We start from the raw sequence: 11,627 nt of genomic DNA on the forward strand, positions 1-11,627 counted from the left end.
GGCCGCAGGCGAAACGAACCTTGGTTATACACGCGCCTCGGTGACAGACGCCGCCCGAGCCTCGCGGTACAGCGTCATGTACTGCGCGGCGGCGGCTTCCCATGAAAAGTTCTGTGCCATGCCGCGCAGCATCATCTGGCGCCAGAGCGCAGGCTGGCCGTGGGCAGCGACCGCCTGGCGCAGCGCTTGCGCCAGGGCGGCGGGGGTGGCCGGCCCGAAGCTGAAACCGGTGGCCAGGTCGCTTTCCAGCGTGGCCTGCGTGGCGCCGACCACCGTGTCGGCCAGGCCGCCGACCTGGCGCACCACCGGCACCGTGCCATAGCGCAGCGCGTACAGCTGCGTCAAACCGCAGGGCTCGAAGCGCGACGGCACGAGCATCGCGTCGGCGCCGGCCATCATGCGGTGCGCCAGCGCCTCGTCATACACCAGCCGCACCGCCACACGGCCCGGTTGCACGGCCGCCGCCTGGGCAAGGGCGGCTTCGAGCGCCGGGTCGCCATTGCCCAGGGCGGCCAGCTGGGGGCCGCCCGCCGTCGGAAAATCGAGCAGCGCGGGCAAGGCGTCGAGCAGCAGGTCCAGCCCCTTTTGCGACGTCAGCCGGCTGACGACGGCAAACAGCGGCGCCCTGGCATCGACGTTCAAGCCCAGTTCGCGCTGCAGGGCCGCCTTGCACAGCGCCTTGCCGTCCAGCCTGTCGGCCGAATACGGCGCGGCAATCAAGAGGTCGGTGGCCGGGTTCCAGACCTCGCCGTCCACCCCGTTCAAGATGCCGGACACGTCCGCGCCCCGGGCACGAATCACGCCGTCCAGGCCGCAGCCAAAGGCGTCGGTGGCGATTTCCTGCGCATAGGTCGGGCTGACCGTGGTGATGCGCCGGGCATATTTCAGGCCGGCCTTCATGAAGGACAGCTGGCCATGGAATTCGAGCCCGACCGGCACCATCAGGCGCGACGGCAGGCCAAGCAGGTGAAAGTCGCCTTCGTCAAACAGCCCCTGGTAGGCCAGGTTGTGAACCGTGAAGACCGTGGCCGCACGGGTGGCCGGATGGCAGGCGGCATAGGCGCAGGCCATGGCGGCATGCCAGTCGTGGGCATGCAGCACATCGGGCGTCCAGTCGGGGTCCAGCTCGCCGGCGGCCAGGTGCGCCGCCGCCCAGCCGAGCAGGCCAAAGCGCTGCAGGTTGTCCGGCCACTCGCTGCCGCCCGGCATCAGGTAAGGGTTGCCCGGCCGCTGGTACAGGTAGGGCGCGTCGATCACATAGGCAGCGACGCCGTTATGCGCCAACCGGCCCAGGCGCAGGGTGACGCGGCCGGCGCCAAAGAGCGCGCCCAGTTCACAGATTGCCTTCGAGCTGGACAGGCCCGACAAAATGGCCGGCAGGCCGGGCAGCACCAGCCGGACATCGGCGCCCTGCGCCATCAGTGCCCCGGGCAATGCGCCGACCACATCGGCCAGGCCACCGGTCTTGACGAGCGGAAACACCTCGGCGGCGGCATGCAGGACCTTCATGCGGCAATCTTTTCCAGCATGCTGCGGGTGACCAGCGTGATGCCGTTCAGGCTGCGGTGAAAGCGCTGGCTGTCGAGCTCGGCGTCTTCGCCGATCACCATGCCGTCGGGAATGCTGCATCCCCGGTCAACCACCACCCGGTTCAAAATGACGCCGCGTCCGACCTGCACGCCGGGCAAGAGCACGGCCCAGTTGACCTTGGCCTGGGAATGAACGCGCACGCTGGAAAACAGCACCGAGCGGAACACATAGCCCGACACGATGCAGCCGCCCGACACGGTCGATTCGATCGCCATGCCGCGCCGGTCTTCCTGGTTGTGCACGAACTTGGCCGGCGGCAACTGCGCCTGGTAGGTCCAGATTGGCCAGTGCTGGTCGTACAGGTTGAGGTCGGGGTCGGTCGCGGTCAGGTCGATGTTTGCCTCCCAGTAGGCATCGATGGTGCCGACATCACGCCAGTAGGGCTCGGCCACATCGCTGGACGGCACGCAGCTTAGCGCGAACGGATGCGCCGCCACTTCACCGTTCCTCACCGCGCGCGGAATAATGTCCTTGCCGAAGTCGTGCGTCGAATCGGGGTCGGCGATGTCGCGCGCTAGCTCCTTGTAAAGGTACTCGGCGTTGAAGATATAGATGCCCATGCTGGCCAGCGCCATGTCGGGTCGGCCCGGCATGGACGGCGGGTCGGCAGGCTTTTCCAGGAATTCGGTCACCATGCTGTGCTCATCGACCGCCATCACGCCAAAAGCGGTGGCTTCCATGCGCGGCACGGCAATGCAGCCGACGGTGCAGTCGCGGCCCTTGGCCACATGGTCGGCGAGCATCAGCGCGTAGTTCATCTTGTAGATATGGTCGCCGGCCAGCACCACGATGTAGTCGGCGCCGTAGCTCTCGAGGATGTCGTAGTTCTGGTGCACCGCGTCCGCTGTTCCCCGGTACCAGCTTTCGTCGCCGCTGCGCTGCTGGGCCGGCAGCAGATCGACAAATTCGTTCATCTCGGTTTTCAGGAAGGCCCAGCCACGCTGCAGGTGGCGCAACAGGCTGTGCGACTTGTACTGCGTGATGACGCCGATGCGCCGGATGCCCGAATTGAGGCAGTTCGACAGCGCAAAGTCGACGATTCGGAACTTGCCGCCGAAGTAGACCGCCGGCTTGGCACGGCTGTCGGTCAGGTTCATCAGACGGCTGCCGCGCCCGCCGGCCAGCACCAGGGCAATGGCCCGTTTTGGTAAATCAAGACTTTGCGCGAGTTCATTCGATTTCATTGTTTCCTGCCATGGGAGTGATGAAGGGCGCCACCATCTTAATACCGCAAACCGCGCGGGCAAGGGCTTTGCACAAGACAAGACAGTGCATCAACCGCCAGCGGCGACCTCAGCCGGCAACCACCGATGGCGTTGCTGGCGGTCCTCCCAAGGACGGGCCTGCGGTCTTTTTCACATGCGAGAATCAACCAAAATTTGCAGATGGCCCGCTCCTTGCCGATAGCCGTGCCTGTCTGCCGCACCTTAAAGGATACCGCCGTGAACTCAAGCCCCCCCATCGCCAAGCATGCCCTGGCGGCGCACATTGAAGCGCATTTGCTGTGCACCGTCGGCGTGGCTTCCGAAGACGCCACGCCCACCGACCTGATGCAGGCCGTCGCCCAGGTGGCGCGCGAGCAGCTGTCACAGCGCTGGGTAGAAACCCAGGCACGGCAACGCGCAGCCAAGGCGCGCCGGGTGGTTTACCTGTCGATGGAATTTTTGATGGGCCGCACCCTGTCCAATGCGCTGGCAGCACTCAACTTGACGAGCGGCGCCGCGCAGGGCTTGACGCAGCATGCGCAAAGCATGGAAGACGTGGCCGACCGCGAGGCCGACGCAGCCCTGGGCAATGGTGGCCTGGGCCGGCTGGCGGCGTGCTTCCTGGATTCGATGGCGACGCTCGGCCTGCCCTCGTTCGGCTACGGCATCCGCTATGAATACGGCATGTTTGCGCAGGAAATCCAGGACGGCGCGCAGGTCGAATACCCCGACCCCTGGCTGCAGGACGGCACGCCATGGGAATTTCCCCGCGCCGGCATCAGCTACCCGGTGCGCTTTGGCGGCTGGGTCGAGCATGTTGAGGGCACACCCCTCTGGCGCCATGCAGGGGAAGTCGCCGCCAAGGCCTACGACATGGTGGTGCCCGGCCATGGCACGCCGCTGGTCAGCACCTTGCGGCTGTGGAAAGCCGTGGCGCCGGCGCACATTGACCTGAATGCCTTCAACACCGGCGACTATGCCCGGGCGGCGACGGCCAAGAACGAATTCGAGAACATCTCCTGGGTGCTCTACCCCAACGACAGCACGCCGGCCGGACGCGAGTTGCGGCTCAAGCAGGAGTACTTCTTTGTCGCCGCGTCCATCCAGGACCTGGTCAAGCGCCATCTGGACGAACACCCGACGCTGGACAACCTGGCCGACAAGGTGGCGATTCACCTGAACGACACCCATCCGGCCATCGGCGTGGCCGAGCTCATGCGCCTGCTGTGCGACGAGCACCAGATGCCCTGGGCCGATGCATGGGCACTGTGCGGCAAGACGTTCTCGTACACCAACCACACCCTGATGCCCGAGGCGCTGGAAACCTGGCCGGTCAGCCTGATCCAGCAGGTCCTGCCGCGCCACCTGGAAATCATCTTCCGCATCAACAAGGAATTCCTGGAAATGGCGGCGCGCCACCGTCCCGGCGACAACGCCTTTTTGTCCCGCCTGTCGCTGATCGACGAGCACGGCGAGCGGCGCGTTCGCATGGCGCATCTGTCGGTGGTCGGCAGCCACAAGGTCAACGGCGTGTCGGCGCTGCATTCGAACCTGCTGGTGCAGACCATCTTTGCCGACTTCGCCGACCTGTGGCCGGAACGCTTCACCAACATGACCAACGGCGTCACACCCCGGCGCTGGCTGGCACAGGCCAACCCCGGCCTGTCTGCGCTGCTTGACAGCACGCTGGGCAAGCACTGGCGGCTGGACCTGGACCAGCTCAAGCGGCTGAAGGAATATCGCAGCGACGCCGATTTCCAGGGCAGGTTCATGGCCATCAAGCGCGCCAACAAGACCCGACTGGCGGCGTATATCGAGAAGACGACCGGCATCACCGTCAGCCCCGACTCGTTGTTCGACGTACAGGTCAAGCGCATCCACGAGTACAAGCGCCAGTTGCTCAACGTGCTGCATGTGGTCACGCGCTACCAGGCCATCCTGGCCAATCCGCAGGCCGACTGGGTGCCGCGCACGGTGATCTTTGCCGGCAAGGCGGCGTCCAGCTACCACACGGCCAAGTCCATCATCCGGCTGATCCACGATGTCGGCAGCGTCATCAACCACGACCCACGCATTGGCGACAAGCTGAAACTGGTGTTCGTGCCGAACTACGGCGTGTCGGTGGCCGAGGTCATCATGCCCGGCGCTGATTTGTCAGAGCAGATATCGACAGCCGGCACCGAGGCTTCGGGCACCGGCAACATGAAGCTGGCCCTGAACGGCGCGCTGACCATCGGCACCGACGACGGCGCCAACATCGAAATCCGGCACAACGTGGGCGATGACAACATCTTCATCTTCGGCTTGAGCACGCCCGAGGTGCATGCGCTGCGGCAGACCGGCTACCAGCCGATGCGCCACTACGAAAGCATTCCCGCGCTGAAAAGCGTGCTCGACGCGATTGCCGGCGGCCAGTTCTCTCTGGAAGAGCCGGGGCGCTACCGCGCACTGGTCGATTCGCTGCTGTGGGGCGGCGACCATTACCTGCTGCTGGCCGATTACGAGTCGTATGTCGCCACCCAGTTGCGGGTCGATGCGCTGTACCGCCAGCCAGCGAAATGGTCAGAGCAGGCCATCGCCAATGTGGCGGGCATGGGTGCGTTTTCGTCCGACCGGACGATCCGGGAATACGCCCGCCAGATCTGGAACATCGAGCCGGCCACGCACTGAGCGGAGTTTTTCCTGTTGAGCCACATGTCTCACACGCCCATCCCTGCGTCATTCCCGCAAAGGCGGGAATGACGGTTTGACCGCACCCGAGGACTCATCCATGCTGAACCCGCAAGCTATTGAACTGATTTGCAGCGCCCGCCACGCCGACCCGTTCTTGGTGCTGGGGCCGCATGCGGACCAGGGCGGCGTGTCGATCCGCGCTTTTTTGCCAGGTGCCCGGCGGGTGGAGGTGCTCGATGCCGATTCGGGCCATCCGATCGGCACGCTGGAGCAGCAGCATCCCGACGGATTTTTCGAAGGCCTGCTGGCGCTGCCGGCACCGGTTGCTTATTGCCTGCAGGTGCAGTGGGACAACTACCAGACCGCCGTGCTGGAAGACCCCTACCGCTTCGGGCAAGTGCTGGGTGACATGGATATCTGGCTGCTCGGCGAAGGCACGCACCTTCGGCCCTATGAAATCCTGGGCGCCAACCCGCGCATGATGGATGGTGTGGACGGCACCAGTTTTGCCGTGTGGGCACCGAATGCCTCGCGCGTCAGCGTGGTGGGCGACTTCAACCTCTGGGACGGCCGGCGCCACCCGATGCGGCTGCGGCGCGAGTGCGGCGTCTGGGAAATCTTCCTGCCCGGCGTGGAAATGGGCGCCCGGTACAAATTTGAAATCCTGGCGGCCAATGGCCAGGTATTGCCGGCCCGTGCCGATCCGTATGCGCGTCAGGCCGAACTTCGCCCCGCCACGGCCAGCATCGTATCAAGCATGCCGGCGCGCCAGTCTGTATCCAGCGTGCGCCAGCAGGCCAACGCGCTGGACGCGCCCCTGAGCATCTACGAAGTCCACCTCGGTTCCTGGCGGCGCATCGACGACCCGGCCAGCGGCCTGCAGCGCTGGCTGACCTGGGACGAGCTGGCGGCGCAACTGGTGCCCTATGCGGTGGACATGGGCTTTACCCACCTGGAGCTGCTGCCGATCAGCGAGCATCCGTTTGACGGCTCCTGGGGTTATCAGCCAGTGGGCCTGTACGCGCCGACTTCGCGTTTCGGCGATGCCGACGGCTTCGTTCGCTTCGTGGCGCACTGCCATGGGGCAGGCATTGGCGTGCTGCTCGACTGGGTGCCGGCGCACTTTCCGACCGATGCCCATGGCCTGGGCAACTTTGACGGCACGCCGCTGTATGAATACGCCGATCCGCGCGAAGGATTCCACAACGACTGGAACACGCTGATCTACAACCTGGGCCGCACCGAGGTGCGCAATTTCCTGATGGGCAATGCGCTGTACTGGCTGGAGCGCTTCGGCGTCGATGGCCTGCGTGTTGATGCGGTGGCGTCGATGCTCTACCGCGACTACAGCCGCCAGCCCGGCGAATGGATTCCCAACATTCACGGCGGCCGGGAAAACCTGGAAACCATCGCCTTTTTGAAGCGCATGAACGAGGTGATTGGCACCGAGCGGCCGCAAGCCGTCACCATGGCCGAGGAATCGACCTCATTTCCCGGTGTCTCGCGCCCGACCTTTTCAGGCGGCCTGGGCTTTCACTACAAATGGAACATGGGCTGGATGCATGACACGCTGCAGTACATGGCGCGCGACCCGGTGCATCGCCAGCACCACCAGGGCGAAATGACCTTCGGCCTGAGCTACGCCTTCAGCGAGAACTTCGTGCTGCCCATTTCCCATGACGAGGTGGTGCACGGCAAGGGCTCGCTGCTGGGCAAGATGCCCGGCAACCCCTGGCAGCAGTTCGCCAACCTGCGTGCCTACCTGGGTTTCATGTTCGGCCACCCCGGCAAGAAGCTGCTGTTCATGGGCTGCGAGTTTGCGCAGATGCGCGAATGGAGCCACGACCGCAGCCTGGACTGGCACCTGCTGGACGATGAACGGCATGTGGGCGTGCAGCAACTGGTGCGCGACCTGAACCGGTTGTACCGAAGCGCACCGGCGCTGCACCAGCTCGACTTCGTGCCTGCCGGTTTTGAATGGATGGACCATCAGGATGCGGCGCATTCGGTGCTCGGCTTCGTGCGACGCGGCCTGGAAGCGCGGCGCTTCATGCTGGTGGTCTGCAACTTCACCCCCACCGTGCAGACGGGCTACCGCATCGGCGTGCCGCAGCCCGGCGAATACCGCGAGCGGCTCAACACCGACTCGGTGCATTACGGCGGCAGCAACCTGGGAACACCGCTGGGCGCTGCGACGGCAGAACCGCTGCCCTGGCACGGCCAGCCGTACTCTGTCGTGCTGACGCTGCCGCCGCTGGCAACAATTTTTCTGGAGTGGACGGCATGAGCACGACCGACAAACTTCTGCCCGGCAAGCCCTGGCCGCTGGGCGCCAGCTGGGATGGACAAGGCGTGAATTTCGCTGTCTTTTCGGCCCATGCCTCGGCCATCGAGCTGTGCCTGTTCGACGATGCCGGCACGCTGCAGACGCGCTGCGAACCGCTGCCCGGCCACACCGACGACATCCGGCACGGCTACCTGCCGAAAGCCACCCCTGGCCTGATTTATGGCCTGCGGGCGCATGGCGACTGGCAGCCCCGGCACGGCCACTACTTCAATCCGAACAAGCTGCTGCTCGACCCCTATGCCCGCGAGGTCGTCGGCACTTTCGAGTGGTGTGATGAAAACTTTCCCTATGTTCACCCCAGCCCGCAAGATACACCGCCCGGACAGCCGCCAGCCATGGACAGCCGCGACAACGCTGCCGGGGCGCTGAAGGCGCGGGTGGTTCAGGAGGACAGCTTCGACTGGTCAGGCGACCAGCCGCCGGGCGTGCCGCTGCCCGACACGGTGCTCTATGAGGCCCACGTCAAGGGCTTTTCAAAACGCAACCCGGCGGTGCCCGAAGCCTTGCGTGGCAGTTATGCCGGCCTGGCCGACCCGGCTTCGCTGGCGCACCTCAAGCGCCTGGGCATCACCAGCATCAGCTTGCTGCCGGTTCATTACGCGCTCGACGAAGAACGGCTGGCCGGCATGGGCTTGAGCAATTACTGGGGCTACAACACGCTGGCCTTCTTTGCGCCCAGCGTCCGGCTGGCGTCGCAGCAGGGCGGCGTCAACCCGCGCGATGAATTCCGCAGCATGGTCAAGGCGCTGCATGCCGAGGGCCTGGAAGTCATTCTGGACGTGGTGTACAACCACACGCCCGAGGCCGACGGCGGCGGTCCGTCCATCAGCTTTCGCGGCCTGGACAATGCCAGCTACTATCGCCTCAGCCCGGAGCCGCCGGTCGGCTTCGAAAACCACAGCGGCTGCGGCAACACGCTGGACATCCGCCAGCCCCGGGTGCTGCAGCTGGTGATGGACAGCCTGCGCTACTGGGTGCAGCGCATGCATGTCGATGGCTTCCGGTTCGATCTGGCGCCTGTACTGGGCCGCAGCAGCGAAGGCTTTGAGCGCAACGGCGCGTTTTTCACCGCCGTGGCGCAGGACCCGGTGCTGTCGCGCGTCAAGATGATTGCCGAGCCGTGGGACATCGGCCCCGGCGGCTACCAGGTTGGCGGTTTTGCCAAAGGCTGGCTGGAGTGGAACGACCATTTCCGCGACGGCATGCGCAGCTTCTGGCTGCAGCCGGGCGAGCAGGCCACCTCGCTTGGCGACTTTGCCCGGCGGCTGTGCGCTTCGGCCGATCTCTACCAGGGCAGCGGGCGGGCACCAAGCACCTCGGTGAACTACCTGGTGTCGCACGACGGCTTTACCCTGCTTGATCTGGTCAGCCACAACGAGCGCCACAACGAGGCCAACGGCGAGGACAACCGCGACGGCCACGGCAACAACCTGAGCAACAACTGCGGCGCCGAGGGTCCGACCGACGACTCGCAGATCAACGAACAGCGCGGCCGCATGCAGCGCGCCCTGCTGGCGACCACCCTGTTGGCCCAGGGCACGCCGATGCTCTGCGCCGGCGACGAACTCGGCCACAGCCAGCAAGGCAACAACAACCCGTATTGCCAGGACAACGAGATCACCTGGATCGACTGGACACAAGCCGACGACACGTTGATCGACTTCACCGCCTGGGTGCTGTCGCTACGCCGCCAGCTGCTGCCGTTTGGCAACCACTGGTACAGCGGGCTGAGCGACACGCTTGGCCTGCACGACCTGCACTGGTTGAACAGCAGCGGCGAGGTCTTGCAAGACCAGGATTGGCGCGACAACAGCAAGCGCGTGCTGGGCTGCCTGATCGGCCAGCCGGGCCGCGCCCGCGCGCCATTGCTGCTGCTGGTCAACCCGGAGGCCGAAGACCGGGACTTCATGCTGCCCGCCGGCGTCTGGCAGGCGGTGCTGGACACGGCCGATCCTCGCGGCGTGACCCGCTGGCAGGGTCAGGGCGAGGCGCCCTTGAAGCTGGCGGCGCACAGCCTGATGCTGCTGGTTGTCGCTGGTACCGAAGTGCAGTTCTAGAAAAAATCCCCTTGCACTTTCACCATGGCGTACAGGCAATCTACAGAATGGCGCCTATATTTGCTACTTAATACATAGCTAAAAGTACTTACGCAATATGCGCAAAACACCTTTTTCATGCCTGAAATCTGCTTGCTGACCACGGTGAGCAGAGAATAGGCTTCCCGCATTTTTAAGGGGCAACCTCCATGACCTTTCCCCGTGCCAGCGGCGTGTTGCTGCACCCCACTTCCCTGCCCGGCCCGCATGGTTGCGGCGACTTGGGACCCGCCGCTTATCACTTTGTCGACTGGCTGGTCACAGCCAGGCAAAGGCTCTGGCAAATTTTGCCGCTGGGCGGCATCGGCCCCGGCAACTCGCCTTACATGAGCAGTTCGGCCTTTGCCGGCAACCTGCTGCTGATCGACCTGGCCGAATTGCAGCAGCACGGCTGGCTGGACGACGCCGACCTGCAGCCGGACGCCGGCTTCAGCGATGCCCGCGTTGACTTTGGCGCCGTCGTGCCGTGGCGCATGGCGCGGCTGCAAAAAGCCGCCGCCCGTTTTGCGCAACACATCAGCGCAGCCGACCAGGCGGACTTCGCCGATTTTTGCCTGCACCACGCCGGCTGGCTGGAAGACTACGCGCTGTTCATGACGCTGGATGAACAGCACGGCGAGCGCGACTGGAGCGACTGGCCAGCGCCGCTTGCCCAGCGCGCACAGCAGGCCCTGCAAGAAGCCAGCAGCGCACATGCCGAACGCATTGCCTTCTGGAAATTCAGCCAGTGGTGTTTTTACCGGCAATGGAAAAATCTGCGCACCCACGCCAACGAACGCGGCGTGAAGATCGTCGGTGACGCGCCCATCTTCATTGCCTACCAGAGCGCCGAGGTCTGGGCGCGCCAGGAATTGTTCGAGCTGGATGCCGACGGCCGCGCCACAGTCATTGCCGGCGTGCCGCCCGACTATTTCAGCGCCACCGGCCAGCGCTGGGGCAACCCGCTGTACCGCTGGAGCGCCCATGCGGCCGAAGGCTATGCCTGGTGGATCGAACGCGTGCGGCGCATTTTCGAGCTGGTGGACATCGTACGCATCGACCATTTCCGGGGTTTTGCGGGTTATTGGGAAATCCCGGCCAGCGAGCCCAATGCCATCCGGGGACGCTGGCTGCCCGGCCCCGGCGCGGCGCTGTTCCAGGCCATCGAAGCAGCGCTGGGCGAATTGCCCATCATTGCCGAAGACCTGGGGCAAATCACGCCCGACGTGGACGCCTTGCGCCATGAATTCAGCCTGCCCGGCATGCGGATTTTGCAGTTTGCATTCAACGAAGACGGCGACAACACCAATGCCTACCTGCCGCACAACTACGACAGCAACACCGTCGTCTACACCGGCACACACGACAACAACACCACGCAAGGCTGGTGGGCCGAAGCCTCGCCCGCGATGCGCCAGCAGGTGCTCGACTACCTGGGCACCGGTGACGGCCACGACATCCACTGGCAATTGATCCGCGCTGCCAGCGCCAGCGTCGCCGACACCGCCATCCATCCATTGCAGGACGTGCTGGGCCTGGGCAGCGAACACCGCATGAACCTGCCTGGCCAGGGCGAAGGCCACTGGGAATGGCGCTTTGGCTGGCACCAGGTGCAGCCTTTGCATGCCGAACAGCTGGCCCGGTTTGGCAGCCTGTACCGGCGCGAATAACCGCCAGGCCAAGCGGTCAAGCCGCGCACCGACAGGTCCGAAAACGGCCAGCCGTCATCATGTGATC

Annotated in this window: 6 protein-coding genes; 4 read left to right on the forward strand and 2 right to left on the reverse strand. The window is 64.9% G+C overall.

The window, feature by feature from the left end:
• Positions 1-24 precede the first annotated feature (24 nt).
• Together glgA and glgC are read right to left on the reverse strand one after the other, a co-directional pair.
• On the reverse strand, positions 25-1,509 hold the full coding sequence (gene glgA, locus IWX85_RS04745; protein ID WP_196868923.1) for a glycogen synthase GlgA: 1,485 nt from the start codon (positions 1,507-1,509) through the stop codon (positions 25-27).
• On the reverse strand, positions 1,506-2,774 hold the full coding sequence (gene glgC, locus IWX85_RS04750) for a glucose-1-phosphate adenylyltransferase (RefSeq protein WP_196868924.1): 1,269 nt from the start codon (positions 2,772-2,774) through the stop codon (positions 1,506-1,508). Before glgC ends, glgA begins: the two co-directional genes overlap by 4 nt.
• A 201-nt stretch (positions 2,775-2,975) precedes the next feature.
• On the opposite strand from glgC, the gene IWX85_RS04755 reads away from it, so the two are divergent.
• The 4 genes from IWX85_RS04755 (at position 2,976) to malQ (ending at position 11,560) form a co-directional block, all read left to right on the forward strand.
• Positions 2,976-5,465, forward strand: a complete 2,490-nt coding sequence (locus tag IWX85_RS04755) for a glycogen/starch/alpha-glucan phosphorylase (RefSeq protein ID WP_370584216.1) — start codon at positions 2,976-2,978, stop codon at positions 5,463-5,465.
• Between the two features lie 100 nt (positions 5,466-5,565).
• Positions 5,566-7,755 (forward strand): 1,4-alpha-glucan branching protein GlgB, encoded by a 2,190-nt coding sequence (gene glgB / locus IWX85_RS04760; RefSeq protein ID WP_196868926.1) that lies wholly within the window; start codon positions 5,566-5,568, stop codon positions 7,753-7,755.
• On the forward strand, positions 7,752-9,872 hold the full coding sequence (gene glgX, locus IWX85_RS04765) for a glycogen debranching protein GlgX (RefSeq protein WP_196868927.1): 2,121 nt from the start codon (positions 7,752-7,754) through the stop codon (positions 9,870-9,872). Before glgB ends, glgX begins: the two co-directional genes overlap by 4 nt.
• 188 nt (positions 9,873-10,060) lie before the next feature.
• Positions 10,061-11,560: a 4-alpha-glucanotransferase gene (malQ, locus tag IWX85_RS04770; RefSeq protein WP_196868928.1), complete on the forward strand. Its 1,500-nt coding sequence runs from the start codon at positions 10,061-10,063 to the stop codon at positions 11,558-11,560.
• Positions 11,561-11,627: the final 67 nt, after the last annotated feature.

Source organism: Polaromonas sp. CG_9.11, from assembly GCF_015752225.1.
GTDB lineage: Bacteria > Pseudomonadota > Gammaproteobacteria > Burkholderiales > Burkholderiaceae_C > Polaromonas.

Excerpts from the sequence above, each read along its gene's own strand:
- glgC (WP_196868924.1), bottom strand. The coding sequence starts at position 2,774 with ATGAAATCGAATGAACTCGCGCAAAGTCTTGATTTACCAAAACGGGCC.
- glgB (WP_196868926.1), top strand. The coding sequence starts at position 5,566 with ATGCTGAACCCGCAAGCTATTGAACTGATTTGCAGCGCCCGCCACGCC.
- glgA (WP_196868923.1), bottom strand. The coding sequence starts at position 1,509 with ATGAAGGTCCTGCATGCCGCCGCCGAGGTGTTTCCGCTCGTCAAGACC.
- IWX85_RS04755 (WP_370584216.1), top strand. The coding sequence starts at position 2,976 with ATGGCCCGCTCCTTGCCGATAGCCGTGCCTGTCTGCCGCACCTTAAAG.
- glgX (WP_196868927.1), top strand. The coding sequence starts at position 7,752 with ATGAGCACGACCGACAAACTTCTGCCCGGCAAGCCCTGGCCGCTGGGC.
- malQ (WP_196868928.1), top strand. The coding sequence starts at position 10,061 with ATGACCTTTCCCCGTGCCAGCGGCGTGTTGCTGCACCCCACTTCCCTG.